Source organism: Mesorhizobium erdmanii, assembly GCF_013170725.1.
In the GTDB taxonomy this organism is placed as follows: Bacteria; Pseudomonadota; Alphaproteobacteria; order Rhizobiales; family Rhizobiaceae; genus Mesorhizobium; species Mesorhizobium erdmanii.
Map to the genome: position 1 here is coordinate 531,687 of NZ_CP033361.1, position 18,826 is coordinate 550,512.

Genomic DNA, 18,826 nt, shown 5'->3' on the forward strand with positions numbered 1-18,826 from the left:
GCCCTGCCGGGCGGTTTTCTTGAACGGCGGTCCTATACGTCAAAGCGCGCGGCTGTGCAACACCCACCGCGGCGCACGTCTCTCAGGGCAGCGTGAACCATACCGGCAGCATGCCGGACTGCTGGGCGCCGTCGATCAGTTCAAAGGCCGGCAGCGCGACGAGGAACACCAACCCGTCGAGCAAGGTGGTCAACAGCAGGCGCGGCTTGAAGCTGCCGGTGTCGCCTTCCTGGTAGAGCGAGAGGTTGGGGAAGAAGCGTGGCACTTTCGCCAGATAGGCGGCATAGGGGGCGCCGAGCGCTTCCTTGAGGAATTTCTCCTCGCGCAGGATGACGATGTGGAAGGCACCGGCGCAAAGCAGTGCAAACAGGATGACACCGGAAAACGAGCCGATCTGGGCGCCGACGCCCGCCGCGGCCACTGTCGAGAACACGTAGAGCGGGTTGCGGGTGATCGAGTAGGGCCCGCCGGTCACCACCTCGGCGGACTTGCGTCCGCCAATATAGAGCGTCGCCCAAAGGCGCCCGACGATGCCGAGGAAGATCAGCAACACGCCGAACATCTCGATCGTTTCATGCACCGGCGTGTCGGGCGGGAAGGTCGACTGGCCGAACAGCAGCGCCAGGAACAGCACCGCCACCAGCACGGCAAGCACCAGCCTGCGCATCTGCTGATAGTTGCCCAGCCCATATTTCAATTCATTGTCCAAGGGAGGAATCCGATCGTCGAGGAGCCTGATGCCTGTCGCCCAAAAGTGGCCCCGGTTCTGGGCTGACGACATGCACAAAAACAGAGCCGGCGATCGCAACCGTGGCCGAAAAACAGGCGTCCCGCCGATCGTCGGGACGCCCTGTAGCACAATTCGGGCGAATTTGGAGCGCGATGCCGCGCCTAACCTTTTCGTGACCAGGGCGTGATCCCGGACATTTCAGGCAAAGGCAGGCCTAGCGCGGTGCCAGCACCATCATCATCTGGCGGCCTTCGAGCTTCGGCTCCGCCTCGACCTTGGCGATGGTCGCCACTTCTTCACGCACCTTGTTCAGAAGCTGCATGCCGAGCTCCATATGCGCCATCTCGCGGCCGCGGAAGCGCAACGTCAGCTTGACCTTGTCGCCTTCCTCGAAGAAGCGGCGGACCGCCTTCATCTTGGTCTCGTAGTCATGGCTGTCGATGTTCGGGCGCATCTTGATCTCCTTGATCTCGATGACCTTCTGATTCTTGCGCGCCTCGGCCGCCTTCTTCTGGTTGGCGTATTTCAACTTGCCGAGATCGAGAATTTTTACGACGGGCGGCACCGCATTGGGCGATATTTCGACGAGATCGAGCCCGGCCTCTTCGGCGAGCAGCAATGCGTCGTTTATGGAAACATCGCCGCGGTTCTGGCCTTCGGCGTCGATAAGCTGGACCCGGGGAACCCGGATGTCACGGTTGGAGCGCGGCCCATCCTTGGTCGGCGCCGCTGCTTTGAAAGGTCTGCGAATGGTCGTGGTCTCCTTGGCCGTTTCGTTCCGGGTTTTGTCGGTCTGATGTGTGGACGCGCCAATGTGGGAAGCGCGCGGGCGAAGTCAATAGCACAGCATTGACAGGAAATCACCCTGATCACTGCCTGCACCAAACAAAGAAACGGTGCGAGCACTTTTCGTCACACCTGTGGCTGTGCCACAAGAACCCCGTGCCAGAAGAGGGGCCTGAGGAAATAGCCATGACCGCCACGCCCCCCACCTTTCTCGATGCCCCGATCTTTCTGGACGTTGGGGGATCGCGCATCGCGGTGCGCCATACGGCGGGCTCGGCGCCCGGCATCGTCTGGCTGGGCGGCTACAAGTCCGACATGCTGGGCACCAAAGCACAGACGCTGTCGGACTGGGCGGCAAGAGAAGGCCGCGGCTTCCTGCGCCATGACTATTCCGGTCACGGCGAATCCGGCGGCGCCTTTGCCGACGGCACGATCTCGACGTGGCTTTCGCAAAGCCTCGCCGTGTTCCGGCATTTCACCCGTGGCAATCAGATCCTGGTCGGCTCCTCGATGGGCGCCTGGATCGCGCTGCGCATGGTGCAGGAATTGCGCAAAACCGGCGACACCAATGTTGTCGGCCTGGTGCTGCTGGCGCCGGCACCGGATTTTACCAGTGAACTGGTCGAGCCCGTGCTGACCGCGGCGCAGAAGCGCGACCTCGCCGAAAAGGGTTTCTTCGCCGAGCCCTCCGACTATTCCACGGAGCCTTACATCTATACGCGCGCCTTGATCGAGGACGGGCGCGACAATCGGGTGATGACCGGGCCGATCGACACGCATTGCCCGGTCCACATCCTGCAAGGCCTGGCCGATGCGGACGTTCCGTCCAGCCACGCGCTGAAACTGGTCAGCCTGCTACCGGCCGACGATGTCACACTGTCGCTGATTCCCGACGGCGACCACCGCCTGTCACGGCCACAGGACCTCGACATGCTGGTGCGGTCGGTCGGCGACATGGTCGACCGAGGAGCCGGGCGGAGCACGTGACGATGCGCCTCTCCATACCGATCTCCGCCTTTGTCGCGGCTATCGTCGGCTTCGGCGGCACGCTTGCCATCGTCATTGCCGCCGCCCACGCGGTCGGCGCGACGCAAATTCAGACGGCGAGCTGGGTGACGACCATTTGCCTGGCCATGGCGATCGAAAGTCTGTGGCTGTCCTGGCGCACGAAGATGCCTGTCATCACGGCATGGTCGACGCCGGGTCTGGCGCTGATGGCGGCGTCCAGTGGCTTTTCGATCAATGAGGCCGTCGCGGCCTTCATCGTCACCGCCATCCTGTTGATCGCCACCGGCCTGTTTCGGCCTTTGACGCAATTGATTTCCAGGATACCGCCCTCGGTCGCTTCCGGCATGCTGGCTGGCATCGTCGTCACCTTCGCCCTCAATGCGGTCAAGACGGTTCCTGTCGACCCCTGGCTGATCCTGCCGCTGATCGCGGCCTTCTTCATCATCAGGCTGTTCAACCCGGCGCTGTCGGTGCTGGCGGTGCTGATCGGTGGCGGTTTGGCCGCGTTTCTGACCGGCCGCGTCGGCGGCCTGCCGACGCCGGAACTGTCGACGCTGACGCTGATTGCCCCTGACTTCACCGCCAAGGCGATGATCGGCCTGGCGCTGCCGCTCTATCTCGTCACCATGGCCTCGCAGAACCTGTCGGGCCTCGCCGTGCTGCGCGCCGCCGGCTACCATCCGGAGCCCGGCCCGCTGATCGGCGTCACTGGCCTCTTTTCGCTACTATCGGCGCCGTTTGGCGGCTCGACCACCAATCTGGCGGCGATTTCGGCGGCCATCTGCACCGGGCCGGACGTCCATCCCGACCCCGCCGAGCGCTGGAAGACCGGGCCGTTCTATGCGCTCGCCTATCTCGTCTTCGCGATTTTCGGCGCGTCGCTGGTGGCGATCTTCGCCGTCCTGCCGCAGAGCCTGATCGTGCTGGTGGCGGGTCTTGCGCTGATGGCGTCGCTCGCCAATGCGCTGGCGATCGCTCTGAAGGACGAGGGCGATCGCATGGCCGCCACCATCACCTTTGTCGTCACCGCTTCAGGGCTGACATTGTTCGGCGTCGGTGCCGCGTTCTGGGGCCTGATCGCGGGGCTGGCCGTGCTTTTCCTCGACAGGCTCAAAAAGCGATAATCATTTCAGCCCCTTGTCCGGTTTTGGCGGACATTGTCTTGAATCGCCGTTTTCCTCTTCCCATTTCGATTCCACGCAGCCGGTTCTGGCTGTCTCCAACCGAAGGAATGGGAGAAAATGAACACATCTGCATTGATCCGCCCGGCCTGGACGCCGGCAACCATCGCGTTGATGGTGATCGGCTTCATGGTGTTCTGGCCGCTCGGCTTCGCCATGCTCGCCTACATCATCTGGGGCGACCGGCTCGACGGCTTCAAGCGCGACGTCAACCGCGCCACAGACGGCATCTTCGCCGGCTGCCGCCGCGGTTCCGACAAGGCCGCGCGCTGGGGCAATGGCTCCGCCCGCACCGGCAATGTCGCTTTCGACGACTGGCGCGAAAAGGAGCTTGAGCGCCTCGCCGAGGAACGCCGCAAACTCGACGACATGCTGACCGAGTTCGACGACTATGCCCGCGAACTGCGTCGCGCCAAGGATCAGGACGAGTTCGATCGCTTCATGGCCAACCGCCACAAGTCGACCGCACCGGCGAAGACCGACCCGAGCACCGGCACGACCCCGACCAAGCGCGGCAAGGGTTCGAACCTGCTTGACGACTGAGGCCCGGCGACAGGGCCTTGCGTAAGAGACGGCGTCGCGCGAGCGGCGCCGTTTCTTTTTTGTTCTAGTCGTTTTCCTCGAATCGCGTATCGTCCTCCCATGACCATCGGGTTCTTCCGCAATCTGACGAAGCCCAAGCCCACGCCTGTCGTGGAGCGAGAATATTGCGTCGCCGGCCGCACGCTGCCGCTCAAGATCGTCGAGAGCGCCAGGGCGCGGCGCCTGACGCTGCGCATCGATTCCGGTGGCCAGGGTCTGCGCATCACCGTTCCGCCGGGCCTGCGCCGCGGCGAGGTGGATCGGTTCCTCGAGCGCCACCAGGACTGGCTTGAACAGCGGCTGGCCAAGGTGCCGACGCGTCCGCAGGTGCGGCCTGGCATCAGGATCCCGATCCGGGGCGTCCCACATCGCATTGTCCACGAACCGTCAAAGCGCGGCACCGTCACGATATCGCGCGACGAGCGCGGCCCGCTGCTGGTCGTGCACGGCGACCGTGTGCATCTGCCGCGCCGCATCGCCGATTTCCTGAAGCGCGAGGCCAAGAAGGAAATCGAGAAGCTGGTGATCAAACACACCGAGGCGCTCGGCAAGCGCGCCAAGGCGATCCGCTACAAGGACACCTCCAGCCGCTGGGGCTCCTGCACCTCGGAAGGCAACCTGTCCTTCTCCTGGCGCATCATGATGGCGCCTCAGCCAATCATAAACTACCTCGTCGCGCATGAGGTGGCGCATCTCAAGGAGATGAACCACGGCCCGAAATTCTGGAAATTGTGCGAAAAACTCTGCCCCGACACCGACCGCTGCAAGGATTGGCTGAAACGCAATGGCGGCGCGCTGCAGGCGATCGTATTCGAGTAGGCGGGAGAAACGGCGCACTCTGCCTTGTTGCGGACGTGGGAGATTGGCGAAGGCACCCGCCCCTTCGTGATCCTCGGGTCTGCGCCGCTTCGCTCCTTGCTCCGCCCGCGGCCTGGATGATCTCGAAAGCGGCGAAACGGCCGGGCAGGTCGCGCTGTTCGTCGGCAGCCACCGCTTCCATGGCCACGAACCGCGCGAGATCGGCTTCCGCTCCTTTTCCGCGAGTAGGCGCCGGACGACGCAGAATCCGGCCGCCGATAGGCATCTGATATATACGCGATATCTGATATATATGCCCGATGGGCAGGGATAGATTTGGGTATGTCGCGTTTGGAGACGACGCGCTCTATGCTTTCGGAGCGCTGTTCAGCGGCCTTCGCCTGCTGCACTATTGTCCGGGGGCAAAAATTACCGTGCTGACCGACAGGCCGGCAATTTTCCGGCGATATCCCATCGATGTGATCGAGCTTACAGCCGAGAGAATGACCGAGATGTCCTTTGGCAATCGGTATCTGTTCGGCATCAAAGCAGCCGGCGTCATCGATATATTGAGGCGATGTGAACGCCTGTTTTTCATGGATGCGGACATGTATCCCACTGGCGATATCTCGACTTGCTTCAGTGATATCTCCCCGTCGCTTTCAATCATGAGAAAATGCGAAGGCAAGCCAAAGCCCGCCTATCGAACCCTTGAAGAAAAGGGCTGTTTGCTAGGAACCCGTAGGCTGACCGGGAGCGAGCCTATGTGGAACAGCGGCGTCCTTGGCGTCCACAACGCCAACATTCCCGCATTGACAGACGCCTATCATACCATGGAACAAATGATCGGTCTGGTGAGGGCCCATACGCCGGAGCAATTCTGCATTGGCATAGCCTTGTCGGAAGGTGGAAGGACTATCCGCCGCCATCGGCTGCCGATCCGCAACTACAACACGAGGGGCAGAAAGCTCTTTGCTCGAAGGCGCATCGAGGCCTTCTTCGAGGCCAACGGTCACCTCGGTGCCGAGCAGCAGATCAAACAGGCAGCGGCCTACAGGGTCTGGCGAGCGCCGCTCGATCTCTTGCGGCAAAGAGACATCTGGCACTTCTGAACGTCACCACGGCGGCAATCGGACATTGCTGTCAACCATCCCCAGGGAGCGCGGCGTGGCCGGCGCTCGCTCACCAGTGCCGTTTACGCCTTGTCAGCATCGGCCAAAATCGCGCGTCCCGTTTTGGAATCGCCCTTGACGTTTGGCGAAAAAATGGAATAAATATTTCACCAATAGTGCATTTTGGTTCTTTCGTTCCGTAACGTCTGTTTCAAACTGAGGGTTTGGCGTTACAGCCCATGCAGGGCATGCCGAGCGGGACGAAATGACATCAGGGAGAGATTCCCCGGGGAGATCGGGGATTCCGGAGAGATCGGTGCAACCGGACACCAAAAGTGGAGGAGAGATACAATGAAGAAACTGCTTTTGGGCGTCGCCTTCGCGGCGCTAATGAGTTCATCGGCTTTTGCCGCTAAGATCGGCGTCTCGATGGCCAAGTTCGACGACAACTTCCTGACCGTGCTGCGCAACGGCATGATCGCGCAGGCCAAGGGCATGAGCGGCGTCGAGCTGCAGGTCGAGGACGCGCAGAACGACGTCGCCAAACAACTCGACCAGATCAAGAACTTCGCCGCTTCGGGCGTCGACGCCATCATCGTCAATCCGGTCGACACCTCGGCCACGCAGGCGATGTCGGACGCCGCCGCCGCCGCCAAGATCCCGCTGGTCTATGTCAACCGCCAGCCGGTCAATGTCGACACGCTGCCCGACAACCAGGCCTTCGTCGCCTCGAACGAGGCCGATTCCGGCACGCTCGAAACCAAGGAAGTCTGCCGCCTGTTCAAGGAAGCCGGCAAGAAGGAAGCCAATGTCTACGTGATCATGGGCGAGCTTTCCAACCAGGCGGCCGTTCAGCGCACGAAGGACATCGAGGAGGTGATCGCCACGCCGGACTGCAGCTTCATCAAGATCATCGACAAGCAGACCTCGAACTGGGATCGCGACCAGGCCCAGAACCTGATGACCAACTGGCTGTCGACCGGCAAGAAGTTCGATGGCGTCATCGCCAACAATGACGAAAGCGCGATCGGCGCCATCCAGGCGATGAAGGCCGCCAACATCGACATGAAGACCGTTGTAGTCGGCGGTGTCGACGCCACGCAGGACGCGCTTGTCGCGATGCAGGCGGGCGACCTGAAGGTGACGGTGTTCCAGGATGCGGCGGGTCAGGGCGCGGGCGCGCTCGATGCCGCGCTGAAGTTGTCCAAGGGCGAGAAGGTCGAACGCAAGGTCTACGTTCCGTTCCAGCTGGTTACCCCGGCCAACATCGACAAGTTCCTGAAGAAGAACTGAGCGGCGGGCCTGCCCTTACGGGCGGCGCCCTCTGGCAGCAGACGGCGCCGCTCGCTTCACCGGCACCCGCAAGGGGCCGACGGACGAGCGCGTCTGACGGAGGAGAGAAGATTGGCACAGACATCCCACGGCGTCGGCGGGGTCAGCTATGACGCGAAGAAGCGTACATGGCCGGCCGAGTTCAACGTCTTCCTGGCACTCGTCATCCTCGTCGTCATCTTCGAACTGATCGGCCGCGTCTTTCTTGGCGACAGTTTTCTGTTCAACACCCGCAGCGACGTCGCAGGCCTCTTCAACGAGGCCCGCCTGCAGATCATCATCCTGCAGGTGTCGATCGTCGGGATCATCGCCATCGGTGTGACGCAAGTCATCATCACCGGCGGCATCGACCTGTCCTCGGGTTCGATCGTCGGCGCGACCGCGATGATCGCCATGAGTTTCGCCCAGGTGGCGACCGTCAACGGCAATCCCAATCCCAAGGCGATGTTTTTGGCGCAAGGCTGGACCGACCTGCCCGTCATGGTGCCGCTGCTTGTCGCGGTCGGCTGCGGCCTGCTGGCCGGCCTGGTCAACGGCGCGTTGATTGCCTACACGCGCATTCCGCCCTTCATTGCCACGCTGGGCATGATGGTGACCGCGCGCGGCATCGCCAAATGGTGGTCCAAGGGCCAGCCGATCTCGTTTCCCACCGAGAGCTTCGCCGCGATCGGCAAGGGCCTGATGCCCGTCATCATCTTCCTGTCGCTGGCCGTGCTGTTCCAGCTGATCATGACCTACACCAGGTATGGCAAGCACTGTTACGCGATCGGCTCCAACGAGGATGCCGCGCGCATGTCGGGCATCAAGATCGCCAACCACAAGATCCTGGTCTATGTCATCGCCGGCATTCTCGCCGCGCTCGCCGCCGTGGTGCTCTCCTCCAAGAACCTCACCGCCCAGGCCGGCATGGGCGTGATGTACGAACTCGACGCCATAGCCATGGCGGTCATCGGCGGCGTCTCGCTGTCGGGCGGGCGCGGCTCGATCGTCGGCACGGTGATCGGCTCGCTGATCTTCGGCGTCATCATCTCCGGCTTCACCTTCCTGCGCCTCGACGCCTACTATCAGGAGATGGTCAAGGGCGTGATCATTGTCGGCGCGGTGGTTCTCGACCAGTGGCGCCAGCGTATGCGGGCATTGAGGGCTTGACCATGACAGACATCGTCCTGAAGACCGAAAACCTGACCAAGCGCTATGGCGGCGTGCATGCGCTGGAAGGCGCCAATTTCGAGCTGCGCAAGGGCGAGCATGTCGCCATCATGGGCGACAACGGCGCCGGCAAATCGACCTTCGTGCGCCAGATCACCGCCGTCGAGCAGCGCACCAGCGGCCAAGTCTGGTTCGACGGCAAGGAAGTGAATTTCACCGGTCCGATCGAGGCGCGCGAGGCGGGCATCGAGACGGTGTTCCAGAACCTGGCGCTGGCCGACGATCTCGACGTGCCGTCGAACCTGTTCCTTGGCCGCGAGAAGGTGTTGTTCAATCTCGGGCCGTTCTCGATCCTCGACCGCAAATACATGCGCAAGGCGACCGAGGCCGCCCTGGTGCGCACCGCGGTGAAAATCCCCAATCTGTCCAACACCATCCGCCACATGTCGGGCGGCCAGCGGCAGTGCGTGGCGATCGCCAGGACCGCCACCTTCGCCTCCAAGCTGATCATCATGGACGAACCGACAGCCGCCCTTGGCGTGCAGGAGACGGCGCAGGTCGAAAACATCATCCGCACGCTGAAGGACAATGGCGAACCGCTCATCCTGATCAGCCACAATATGCGCCAGGTGTTCGACCTCTGCGACCGCATCGTCGTCTTCCGGCGCGGCCGCATCGTCGCCAACCTGCGTAAGGAAAACACGGACGGGCAGGACATCGTCTCCTACATCACCGGCGCCAAGACCGGAGAGGCGGAACTGGCGGCCTAGGCAGCCGGCTTCCGGGACGATCCGCCGCGCCAAGAAAACCCCCTTGCCACCTTTTCCTGACAGAAAGGTGGAGACACAACTCTCTCGAACCCATCCCCCAGAGGAAATATCCATGACTGTTCGCTTCGCCCTCCTCGGTGCCGGCCGCATCGGCAAGGTCCACGCCCGCGCCGTCGGCTCCAACCCGCAGGCCAAACTGGTGGCCGTTGCCGATGCTTTCGAGACGGCGGCCAAAGAGCTGGCGACGGCCTATGGCGCCGAGGTGCGCAGCATCGACGCCATCGAAAAATCCAAGGACATCGACGCCGTCGTCATCTGCACGCCGACCGATACCCATGCCGACCTGATCGAGCGTTTCGCCAAGGCCGGCAAGGCGATCTTCTGCGAGAAGCCGATCGACCTGAACGTCAAGCGGGTGGAAAAGTGCCTGGCGGTGGTCGAGAAGGCCAAGGCAACGCTGATGGTCGGCTTCAACCGGCGCTTCGACCCCCACTTCGCCGCCGTGCGCAAGGCGATCGACGACGGCGCCATCGGCACGGTCGAGATGGTCACCATCACCTCGCGCGATCCCGGCGCGCCGCCGATCGACTACATCAAGCGCTCGGGCGGCATCTTCCGCGACATGACCATCCATGATTTCGATATGGCGCGCTTCCTGCTCGGCGAGGAGCCGGTGGCGGTCAGCGCCCATGCCTCGGTTCTGGTGGACAAGAAGATTGGCGAGGCCGGCGATTTCGACTCGGTCAGCGTCATCCTCGAAACCGCGTCCGGCAAGCAGGCCGTCATCTCCAATTCGCGCCGCGCCACCTATGGCTACGACCAGCGCATCGAGGTGCATGGCTCGAAGGGCATGATCGCGGCCGAAAACCAGCGGCCGGTGTCGATCGAACTGGCCAACGAGAAGGGCTATACGCGCCCGCCGCTGCACGACTTCTTCATGACCCGCTATCTCGACGCCTATGCCAACGAGATCGCTTCGTTCATCGCCGCAGCGACATCAGGCAAGAAGGCGGCACCAAGCGGCGCCGATGGCCTGGTGGCGCTGAAGCTCGCCGATGCGGCGCTGAAGTCGGCGACCACGGGCAAGACCGTTCGTCTCGACAAGTAACAACCGGATCAAGGCACAGGAGCAGAGCGATGAGCGCATCCGCCGGTCGCAATCGTGAAACACGCGCCATCGTCACAGGCGGCGCGCAAGGCATCGGCTTTGCCGTCGCCGAGGCCCTGGCCGACGAGGGCTGCCGGGCGCTGGCGCTCATCGGCCGCTCGCAGGAAAAGGGCGACAAGGCTGTTGCCCACTTCAAGAAATTGGGCGTCGACGCCATCTTCATCAGCGCCGACGTTTCCAAAGTGGCCGACTGCAAGCGCGCGGTCGCCACCGCGCTCGCCCATTTCGGCAGCATCAACGCGCTGGTCAACGCCGCCGCCACCTCGGCGCGCGGTTCGCTGGTCGAGACGAGCGAAGAACTTTTCGACCAGATTTTCGACACCAATGTGCGCGGCCCGTTTTTCCTGATGCAGGGCGTGGTGGCGCATCTCCTGGAGCGCAAGGCGCCCGGCTCGATCGTCAACGTGCTGTCGATGTCGGCGCATGCCGGCCAGTCGTTCCTGACGCCCTATTCGACCAGCAAGGGCGCGCTGATGACGCTGACCAAGAATGTCGCCAATGCCTATCGCTTCAACCGCATCCGTTGCAACGCCGTGCTGCCCGGCTGGATGGACACGGAAGGGGAGGACATCGTGCAGAAGAAATGGCACGACGCGCCTGATAACTGGCTGGAGAAGGCGGAGGCGGCGCAGCCGATGGGCCAACTGGTGAAGCCGGACCAACTCGCCCGGCTGATCAGCTACATGGTCAGCCCGCAATCGGGCGTCATGACGGGGTCATTGGTCGACTATGACCAAAGCGTTGCGGGATCTTCGCCAGAGTAGTGCCGGCAAGTCTCGCAGAAACGCCCGTCACTTCGTCATCCACGGGCGGAGCAAGGAGCGCAGCGACGCGGCGCAGACCCGAGGATCCATGCCGGGACTCCTGAGCGCCGCCGCGGTGCAGAATATTGCTCCGCTGCACCTTTGACTAAGGTCGCGGAATGGATCCTCGGGTCTCCGCGACGCCGCTACGCGGCTGCTCCGCCCGTGGATGACGAAATCGGGGGAGCGGTCCATCCCAAAACAGCACCTCATCGCCCCATCGACAAACGCCTTCGCTTCGACTATATGAGCCGCATGATCAACCTGTTCGCCACGTATTGGTACTTTAGCAGCTCGCTGGCGGCGGGAGGATTGCGCTCGATCTGAAGATTGCAGCAAAAGTATCCGAACAGCCGCCAGACCTGGCGGCTTTTTTGTTTCAGCCGGCAGGTCTCCAAACAGGAGCAGAAAGCCGTGTTGACCACCACAGACGACCTCCGGGTTACGGAAATCCGAGAATTGAGCACGCCGGACCAGGTGATGCGGGAAATCCCGCGCACGCTGACGGCGACGCGCACCGTTGCCGCGTCACGCAACGCCATTCATTCCATCCTTACGGGGGCCGACGATCGGCTTGTCGTCATCGTCGGCCCTTGTTCCATCCACGATCCGGTCGCCGCCGTGGACTACGCCAGCCGTCTGGCGGCGCTGCGCGAGGCCCTGTCCGACCGGCTAGAGATCGTCATGCGGGTCTATTTCGAGAAGCCGCGCACGACGGTCGGCTGGAAGGGCCTGATCAACGATCCCGACCTCGACGGCTCCTTCAACATCGAGAAGGGGCTGAGGATGGCGCGCAACGTGCTGTCGGCCGTCAACAATCTTGGCCTGCCGGCGGCAACCGAATTCCTCGACATGACGATACCACAATACATCGCCGACCTCGTCGCCTGGGGCGCCATCGGCGCGCGCACCACCGAGAGCCAGATCCATCGGGAACTCGCCTCCGGCCTCTCCTGCCCGGTCGGCTTCAAGAACGGCACCGACGGCAATCTGAGGATCGCCGGCGAGGCGGTGAAGTCGGCGGCCCAGCCGCACCATTTCATGGCGGTGACCAAGGGCGGACGCAGTGCCATCGCGGCGACATCAGGCAATGACGACTGCCATGTCATCCTGCGCGGCGGCGTACAGCCCAATTATGACGCGACGAGCGTTGAGGCGGCGGCGGCGGAACTCGCCCGCATCGGCGTGGCGCCCCGGCTGATGATCGATGTCAGCCATGCCAACTCCGCCAAGAAGCCGGAGAACCAGCCCAAGGTCGCGACCGATGTCGCTGGGCAGGTGGCGGCGGGCGACGAGCGTATCATCGGCGTCATGATCGAGAGCAATCTCGTCGCCGGACGGCAGGACGTGGTGCCCGGCAAGCCGCTCGTCTACGGCCAGAGCATCACCGATGGCTGCATCGACTGGGCGACCACCGAGACCGTGCTGCACGGCCTTGCCGGTGCCGTCGAGTGGCGCCGCTCGGCACGCCGCGCCATGCTGGAAAACCGGCAGGGCGCGGCCTGATGCGATGACGATCAGCCAAGGGCGGCGCTACGAAGATCACGCCGCCCTCAGCCCCTCCCATGCGGTGAACACCGACACCGCGAAGAGCAGCAATCCGGCCGCCCGGCCTGCAAGAATGGTCGCCCGCGGATTGGCGATCAAAAGGCTGCGGCTGCGACCGGCCGTGACCGCGAGCCCGCCATAGATCGCGGCCTGGGTGACGACCGTCATCAGGCCCATTATTGTTGCCTGCATCCAGATCGGGCCGTAATCCGGCTTGAGGAACTGCGGATAGACGGCAAGCACGAACAAATAAGCCTTCGGGTTGATCAGGCAGGTCACCAGCCCCTGTCGAAACGCCTTCCAGGCGGTGCGGCTGCCGGCAGGACCGTCCTGGCCGACGGTGATGGAACTGCGCATCAGGGTGATGCCGATGAAAGCCATGTAGGCGGCGCCGGCGATCAGCAGCGGCTTGAACAGGATCGGCACGAAATGCATGAGCAAGCCGACGCCGATGGCGCCATTCAGCGTGTGCACCATGCCGCCGACCATAATGCCCCCGGTCGCGGCAAGGCCCCGGTCGCGGCCGCCGGTCAGCGCATTGGCCAGCACGAACAGCATGTCCATGCCCGGCACGGCGATGATGCCGAACAGCAGGATAAAGAAAAGCCAGAGATTTTCCGCGTAACCCATGTCAGTTGCCTGCCGCCTCGCTCCGCCAAGTCGAAGCGGAACCTGTTGATTTTCAAATCGATAGACGATCCTATATGCTGGCCCAACTGACGATGGTGTGTCAGTTGTGATCGACATCAGGTGAAAAAATGCGCAAGGCGTCGCGCCTGTTCGAGATCATTCAGATCCTGCGGCTGGCGCGGCAGCCGGTGACGGCGGCCATGATTGCCGAGCAGCTGGAAGTGACTGTCCGTTCGATCTATCGCGACATCGCGGCGTTGCAGGCGATGCGTGTGCCGATCGAGGGTGGGCGTGGCATCGGTTACATACTGCGGCCCGGCTTCGACCTACCGCCGCTGATGTTTTCGATCGAGGAGATGGAGGCGATCGTGCTGTCGCTGGCGCTGCTCGAGCGCACGGGAGACGACGAGCTCAAGCAGGCTGCCAAGCGCGTCAGTGCCAAGATCGCCGGCGCGGTGCCGCAACCTCTGCGCCAGACCTTCGAGGCCAATGCGCTGCATGCCTGGGGTTTTTCCGCGCCTTCGGCCGGCACGATCGACCTGGCGCTGGTGCGCCGCGCCATCCGCGACGAGGAGAAGCTCGACCTTTCCTACCGCGACGAAATGGGCCGTGCTTCCGAGCGCCTCGTCCGCCCGATCGCGCTGATCTACTATGCCGAGAACGCCAACATCGTCGCCTGGTGCGAGCTGCGCCAGGCCATCCGCAATTTCCGCAGCGACCGCATCGAGGACTGCCGGCCGACCGGACTGCGGTTCAAGGGCGAAGGCGACCTCTTGCGGCAGGTCTGGGTCAATGGCTGGGAGACCAACGCCGTGAGCGGTTGAGACAAGCGGAGACTACCGCACATCCACCCAGCGCCTTTCCGCGAACGAGCGGGCCATTGCGTGCACGGTGCGCTCGATCTCCAGCCCTTCGTCGAATTCGATGAGCCGTGCCGGCTTGCCGGCAAGGCGGGTAAGCAATTCATGGCATTCGATGATCTTGAGATCGTTGAAGCCGAGGCCGTGGCCCGGCGCCGGCAGGAACGCATCGTAGGGCTTGTGGTGCGGCGCCACCAGGATGGTGCGATAGCCCTGCTCAGTCGGGCGATCCGCTGTGACGTAGAGCTGGATTTCGTTCATCCGCTCCTGGTCGAACAGGATCGACCCTTTCGAGCCGAAGATCTGGATGGCGATGCGGCCCTTGCGGCCCCAGGCCGAGCGATTGACCAGCAAAGTGCCGGCGATGTCGTTTTCCAGATGCATCAGGACACTGGCGATATCATAGGTCTCGACCGCGCGGCGCCCGCCGGCGGCCAGCTTGCGATCGGCATAGGGCTTGGCCATGTCGCAGATGACCTTTGCGACGCGGCCGAACAGCGCCGAGACCAGCGACAGCGGATGCACGGCGAAATCGTCGAGCGCGCCATAGCCTGACGCGGCCTCATGCTTCCAGAAGAACAGCGCCTCTGGATCGGCCATGAAGTCCTCGTCCATCTCGATGCGCAGATGGTTGACCTCGCCGATGATCTTCTCGTCGAGCAGCGCACCGATGTGGCGGATGGCCGGGCTCTGGATATAATTGTAGCCAAGCGCGGCGACCTTGCGCGATTTCTTCGCCGCCGCAGCCATTGCCTCGGCTTCGGCAAAGCTCGGCGCCATCGGCTTTTCGCACCACAGATGCTTGCCAGCCTCCAGGATGGCGATGGCCATTTCCGGATGGAACTGGTTGGGCGTGGTCAGGGAGACGATGTCGACCTCAGGGTCGTTGACGACGGCCCGCCAGTCGCCGGATGCCCTGGCGAAACCGAACTCGCCGGCCTTGCGCCGGGCGAGCTCCTCATTGACTTCTCCGAGATGGACGAGCCTGGGCTTGGCGACATCGGGAAAGACGGCGCCGACGGCACTCCACGCGATGGCATGGCATTTGCCCATGAAGCCCGTGCCGATAAGACCGACGCCAACCATTTTCCGTTTCTCCATTGCCTGAAGCGCTGGATGGATGAATTAGTCCATTTCTTCCTGGAATGGAATGTCTGCCTCATTTTTTATGGCGTTCTTGCGCAGGCCCGTTATGATGGGGCAGAGAGGACGTTTCCAATGCATGTCGCCCAAAAGTGCGCAGCGGTTTTGGGACAACGACATGCATGGAATCAAACGGTCTAAAGCGCGCTGACGCGCTTTGGACAAGCTTGGACGGGCCAACGATGGACGAACGGGTACCTCGCGACTTCGAGACGCTGCGCTCCACCATCCTGGACCGGCGCGAAAGCCTGCCCAAGCGTATCGCCCAGATCGCCGCCTACGCGCTCGACAATCCCGACGATATAGCCTTCGGCACCGCCGCCAGCATCGCCGCTTCGGCCGGCGTGCAGCCCTCGACCCTCATCCGCTTTGCCCAGCAGCTGGGCTTCGACGGCTTCACCAGCCTGCAACAGGTGTTTCGCGAGCGGCTGCGCGAGCGCAACTCGTCCTATGACGAGCGGCTGCAGGCGCTGCGCGCCAAGGCGGAGGGCGGCGCCGGACACCGCGCGATCTTCGACGGCTTCGTCGCCGCCGCCAGCACCTCGCTCAACGACATTTCGCGCACGCTGGACGACGCGCATCTGGAAGACGCGATTTCGCTGCTGGCGAAAGCGCAGACCATCTATGTGCTGGCCAAGCGACGCTCCTATCCGGTGGCGACCTACATCGCCTATGCGCTTGGCAAGCTGAAGATCCGCAACCAGCTGATCGAATCGGCCGCCGGCCTAAACGCCGAGATGGTCGCCTTCGCCACCCCGGCGGATGCCGTCATCGCCATCTCCTTCTCACCCTACGCGCCGGCGACCATCGAGGAAGCACGCACCATTTCGGAACAGGGCGTGCCGATCGTCGCCATCACCGACAGCTCGTTTTCGCCGCTTGCCCAGTTCGCGAGGGTCTGGTTCGAGGTTGCCGAGGCTGATTTCGCCGGCTTCCGTTCGCTGTCGGCGACAATGGCGCTGGCCATGGCGCTGACCGTCGGCGTCGGCGAGAAGCGGCGCGACGCCAGCCGCAAGCGCAAGGCCTGACCCTGCGCCATTTCTTCTTTGACCATGATCTTTCCGAAAACCTAGCCATTTTTCGCTTACGCGGTCCTGCTGTTCGGGATCATGGTCTGGCAATTTTAGACCAGGGAACGCTCATTCCATATTGACTATGGATTGGAATTATTATTTCATATTGCCGGCGCCACGCTGCCGCTCGCGCGTGTTACCCAAACAATGTTGTTCCTGACAACAAGACTGACGGGAGGTTCCAATGAGCGAAGCCGTGGACGCCAAACAGGCGCAGCTCGACGTCATCACCATCGGTCGCGCTTCCGTCGACCTTTATGGCCAGCAGATCGGCTCGCGGCTCGAGGACATCACCTCCTTCGCCAAGTCGGTCGGTGGCTGCCCAGCCAACATTTCGGTCGGCACGGCCAGGCTCGGCCTGCGCTCGGCGCTGCTGACGCGCGTCGGCGACGAGCAGATGGGCCGCTTCATCCGCGAACAGCTCAAGCGCGAAGGCGTCAACACCGACGGGCTGAAGACCGACAAGGAACGGTTGACGGCGCTGGTGCTGCTGTCGGTCGAGAGCGAAGGCATTTCGCCAATGATCTTCTATCGCAGCGACTGCGCCGACATGGCGCTGGCGCCGGAGGATATCGACGAGGCCTTCATCGCCTCGGCCCGCTCGATCGTCGTCACCGGCACGCACTTTTCGCGGCCCAATAGCGACGCCGCGCAGCGCAAGGCGATTCGCATCATGAAGGCCAAGGGCGGCAAGGTGGTATTCGACATCGACTACCGGCCCAATTTGTGGGGCCTCGCCGGCCATGCCGAGGGCTTCGAGCGCTATGTCAAATCCGATCGGGTTTCGGCCCAGTTGAAGACGGTGCTGCCCGATTGCGATCTCATCGTCGGCACCGAGGAGGAGATCATGATCGCCTCGGGCGCCGATGATTGCCTGAGCGCGCTGAAGACGATCCGTGCGCTGTCGCCGGCCACCATCGTCTTGAAGCGCGGCGCCATGGGCTGCATCGTCTATGACGGACCTATCAGCGACGATCTCGAGGACGGTGTCGTCGGCAAGGGTTTTCCGATCGAGATCTACAATGTGCTGGGCGCCGGCGACGCCTTCATGTCGGGCTTCCTGCGCGGCTGGCTGGGCGGCGAAGACCACGCGACGGCGGCGACCTGGGCCAATGCCTGCGGCGCCTTCGCGGTGTCGCGGCTGCTGTGCGCGCCGGAATATCCGACCTTCGAGGAGTTGCGGTTCTTCCTCAGGAACGGCAGCAAGCATCGGGCACTGCGCAAGGATGAGGCGATCAACCACATCCATTGGGCGACCACCCGCCGGCGCGACATTCCTTCGCTGATGGCGCTCGCCTGCGACCATCGCGTGCAACTCGAGGACGTGGCGGCGAAAGCCGGCGCCGATCCGGCGCGCATCCGCGATTTCAAGGTGCTGGCGGTCAAGGCCGCCGCGAAGGTCGCCGCTGGCCGCGACGGCTACGGCATGCTGATCGACGAAAAGCATGGACGTGCGGCGATGTTCGAATTCGCCAGGCATTCGTTCGCCTGGCTTGGACGACCGGTGGAGCTGCCGGGATCGAGGCCGCTGCGCTTCGAATTCTCGCAGGACATCGGCTCGCAGCTCGTCGAATGGCCCGTCGACCACTGCATCAAATGCCTGTGCTTCTACCATCCCGACGATCCGGCTGATCTCAAGGAAGAGCAGCAGCAGAAGCTACGCTCGCTGTTCGAGGCAGCGCGCAAAGTCGGCCGGGAACTTCTCGTCGAAATCATCGCCGGCAAGAACGGCAAGCTCGACGACACGACCATTCCGCGCGCGCTGGAAGAGCTCTATGCGCTTGGCATCAAGCCGGATTGGTGGAAGCTCGAACCGCAGGCGTCGAGCGGTGCCTGGGCCAAGATCGAAGCCGTCATCCTGAAGCACGATCCCTGGTGCCGTGGCGTCGTGCTGCTCGGGCTGGAAGCGCCGCAGGACGAGTTGGAGGCCGCCTTCGCCGCCACCGCCAAGGCGCCGATCGTCAAGGGCTTTGCCGTCGGCCGCACCATCTTCGTCCATGCGGCCGAACAATGGCTGGCCGGCAGGATGTCGGATGACGAGGCTGTCGCCGACATGGCGTCACGGTTCGAACAGCTGACCGAAGCGTGGCTTGCCGCGCGTGGCCGTAAAGCAGCATAAGAAGGCGCGGCAAAAGGACTGCGGAGGAACCTAT

The 18,826-nt window shown here is 63.1% G+C and carries 19 protein-coding genes and 1 pseudogene; 16 read left to right on the forward strand and 4 right to left on the reverse strand.

What is annotated here, in order from left to right; translation table 11 throughout:
• Positions 1-82: 82 nt before the first annotated feature.
• Entirely contained in the window at positions 83-709 is a 627-nt protein-coding gene (locus tag EB233_RS02390) for a methyltransferase family protein (protein WP_027053775.1), read from the reverse strand.
• A gap of 235 nt (positions 710-944) precedes the next feature.
• Positions 945-1,481 carry a translation initiation factor IF-3 gene (gene infC / locus EB233_RS02395; protein ID WP_010912915.1) on the reverse strand — a complete coding sequence of 179 codons (537 nt, stop codon included), beginning with the start codon at positions 1,479-1,481 and terminating at the stop codon, positions 945-947.
• A 221-nt stretch (positions 1,482-1,702) separates the two neighbouring features.
• Between infC and EB233_RS02400 the strand changes: the two genes are divergently transcribed.
• From EB233_RS02400 to EB233_RS02455, 13 genes and pseudogenes are all read left to right on the forward strand, one after another.
• Positions 1,703-2,503: an alpha/beta hydrolase gene (locus EB233_RS02400; RefSeq protein WP_064990226.1), complete on the forward strand. Its 801-nt coding sequence runs from the start codon at positions 1,703-1,705 to the stop codon at positions 2,501-2,503.
• 2 nt (positions 2,504-2,505) lie between these two features.
• Entirely contained in the window at positions 2,506-3,648 is a 1,143-nt protein-coding gene (locus EB233_RS02405; protein WP_081294142.1) for a benzoate/H(+) symporter BenE family transporter, read from the forward strand.
• A 117-nt stretch (positions 3,649-3,765) separates the two neighbouring features.
• Positions 3,766-4,248, forward strand: coding sequence for a DUF2852 domain-containing protein (locus EB233_RS02410; RefSeq protein ID WP_027053771.1), 483 nt, complete (start codon positions 3,766-3,768; stop codon positions 4,246-4,248).
• A 99-nt stretch (positions 4,249-4,347) separates the two neighbouring features.
• Positions 4,348-5,106, forward strand: a complete 759-nt coding sequence (locus EB233_RS02415) for a M48 family metallopeptidase (RefSeq protein WP_064990224.1) — start codon at positions 4,348-4,350, stop codon at positions 5,104-5,106.
• Positions 5,107-5,213: 107 nt separating this feature from the next.
• A pseudogene (locus EB233_RS31705) lies at positions 5,214-5,323 on the forward strand (LacI family transcriptional regulator); the annotation flags it as partial.
• 82 nt (positions 5,324-5,405) lie between these two features.
• Positions 5,406-6,197, forward strand: coding sequence for a hypothetical protein (locus tag EB233_RS02420; protein WP_064990223.1), 792 nt, complete (start codon positions 5,406-5,408; stop codon positions 6,195-6,197).
• 351 nt (positions 6,198-6,548) lie between these two features.
• Positions 6,549-7,490 carry a sugar ABC transporter substrate-binding protein gene (locus EB233_RS02425; protein ID WP_064990222.1) on the forward strand — a complete coding sequence of 314 codons (942 nt, stop codon included), beginning with the start codon at positions 6,549-6,551 and terminating at the stop codon, positions 7,488-7,490.
• 111 nt (positions 7,491-7,601) lie between these two features.
• Positions 7,602-8,678, forward strand: coding sequence for an ABC transporter permease (locus EB233_RS02430; RefSeq protein ID WP_064990221.1), 1,077 nt, complete (start codon positions 7,602-7,604; stop codon positions 8,676-8,678).
• Positions 8,679-8,680: 2 nt separating this feature from the next.
• Complete coding sequence (locus EB233_RS02435; RefSeq protein ID WP_064990220.1) at positions 8,681-9,448, forward strand: ATP-binding cassette domain-containing protein; 768 nt, start codon at positions 8,681-8,683, stop codon at positions 9,446-9,448.
• 112 nt (positions 9,449-9,560) lie between these two features.
• A complete protein-coding gene (iolG, locus tag EB233_RS02440; RefSeq protein WP_064990219.1) occupies positions 9,561-10,556 on the forward strand; it encodes an inositol 2-dehydrogenase in 996 nt (331 codons plus the stop codon).
• A gap of 29 nt (positions 10,557-10,585) precedes the next feature.
• Positions 10,586-11,380: an SDR family oxidoreductase gene (locus EB233_RS02445; protein ID WP_064990218.1), complete on the forward strand. Its 795-nt coding sequence runs from the start codon at positions 10,586-10,588 to the stop codon at positions 11,378-11,380.
• A 204-nt stretch (positions 11,381-11,584) separates the two neighbouring features.
• Positions 11,585-11,746 (forward strand): hypothetical protein, encoded by a 162-nt coding sequence (locus EB233_RS02450; RefSeq protein WP_155765369.1) that lies wholly within the window; start codon positions 11,585-11,587, stop codon positions 11,744-11,746.
• 87 nt (positions 11,747-11,833) lie between these two features.
• Positions 11,834-12,925, forward strand: coding sequence for a 3-deoxy-7-phosphoheptulonate synthase (locus tag EB233_RS02455; protein ID WP_064990704.1), 1,092 nt, complete (start codon positions 11,834-11,836; stop codon positions 12,923-12,925).
• 36 nt (positions 12,926-12,961) lie between these two features.
• Here the strand turns inward: EB233_RS02455 and EB233_RS02460 are convergent, their stop codons facing one another.
• On the reverse strand, positions 12,962-13,597 hold the full coding sequence (locus EB233_RS02460; protein WP_027053759.1) for a LysE family translocator: 636 nt from the start codon (positions 13,595-13,597) through the stop codon (positions 12,962-12,964).
• A gap of 128 nt (positions 13,598-13,725) precedes the next feature.
• On the opposite strand from EB233_RS02460, the gene EB233_RS02465 reads away from it, so the two are divergent.
• Positions 13,726-14,421, forward strand: a complete 696-nt coding sequence (locus tag EB233_RS02465) for a helix-turn-helix transcriptional regulator (protein WP_064990217.1) — start codon at positions 13,726-13,728, stop codon at positions 14,419-14,421.
• Positions 14,422-14,433: 12 nt separating this feature from the next.
• Here the strand turns inward: EB233_RS02465 and EB233_RS02470 are convergent, their stop codons facing one another.
• Complete coding sequence (locus EB233_RS02470) at positions 14,434-15,543, reverse strand: Gfo/Idh/MocA family protein (protein WP_064990703.1); 1,110 nt, start codon at positions 15,541-15,543, stop codon at positions 14,434-14,436.
• Between the two features lie 239 nt (positions 15,544-15,782).
• Between EB233_RS02470 and EB233_RS02475 the strand changes: the two genes are divergently transcribed.
• Positions 15,783-16,628: a MurR/RpiR family transcriptional regulator gene (locus EB233_RS02475; protein WP_064990216.1), complete on the forward strand. Its 846-nt coding sequence runs from the start codon at positions 15,783-15,785 to the stop codon at positions 16,626-16,628.
• A gap of 229 nt (positions 16,629-16,857) precedes the next feature.
• Positions 16,858-18,792: a bifunctional 5-dehydro-2-deoxygluconokinase/5-dehydro-2-deoxyphosphogluconate aldolase gene (locus tag EB233_RS02480; protein WP_064990215.1), complete on the forward strand. Its 1,935-nt coding sequence runs from the start codon at positions 16,858-16,860 to the stop codon at positions 18,790-18,792.
• The last annotated feature ends 34 nt before the right edge of the window (positions 18,793-18,826 follow it).

Bases quoted from the DNA above. Each gene is read 5' to 3' on its own strand.
- EB233_RS02400 (WP_064990226.1), top strand. From the start codon at position 1,703: ATGACCGCCACGCCCCCCACCTTTCTCGATGCCCCGATCTTTCTGGAC.
- EB233_RS02475 (WP_064990216.1), top strand. From the start codon at position 15,783: ATGGACGAACGGGTACCTCGCGACTTCGAGACGCTGCGCTCCACCATC.
- EB233_RS02405 (WP_081294142.1), top strand. From the start codon at position 2,506: ATGCGCCTCTCCATACCGATCTCCGCCTTTGTCGCGGCTATCGTCGGC.
- iolG (WP_064990219.1), top strand. From the start codon at position 9,561: ATGACTGTTCGCTTCGCCCTCCTCGGTGCCGGCCGCATCGGCAAGGTC.
- EB233_RS02445 (WP_064990218.1), top strand. From the start codon at position 10,586: ATGAGCGCATCCGCCGGTCGCAATCGTGAAACACGCGCCATCGTCACA.
- EB233_RS02435 (WP_064990220.1), top strand. From the start codon at position 8,681: ATGACAGACATCGTCCTGAAGACCGAAAACCTGACCAAGCGCTATGGC.
- EB233_RS02470 (WP_064990703.1), bottom strand. From the start codon at position 15,543: ATGGTTGGCGTCGGTCTTATCGGCACGGGCTTCATGGGCAAATGCCAT.
- EB233_RS02465 (WP_064990217.1), top strand. From the start codon at position 13,726: ATGCGCAAGGCGTCGCGCCTGTTCGAGATCATTCAGATCCTGCGGCTG.
- EB233_RS02460 (WP_027053759.1), bottom strand. From the start codon at position 13,597: ATGGGTTACGCGGAAAATCTCTGGCTTTTCTTTATCCTGCTGTTCGGC.
- EB233_RS02425 (WP_064990222.1), top strand. From the start codon at position 6,549: ATGAAGAAACTGCTTTTGGGCGTCGCCTTCGCGGCGCTAATGAGTTCA.
- EB233_RS02410 (WP_027053771.1), top strand. From the start codon at position 3,766: ATGAACACATCTGCATTGATCCGCCCGGCCTGGACGCCGGCAACCATC.
- EB233_RS02480 (WP_064990215.1), top strand. From the start codon at position 16,858: ATGAGCGAAGCCGTGGACGCCAAACAGGCGCAGCTCGACGTCATCACC.
- EB233_RS02415 (WP_064990224.1), top strand. From the start codon at position 4,348: ATGACCATCGGGTTCTTCCGCAATCTGACGAAGCCCAAGCCCACGCCT.
- EB233_RS02420 (WP_064990223.1), top strand. From the start codon at position 5,406: ATGGGCAGGGATAGATTTGGGTATGTCGCGTTTGGAGACGACGCGCTC.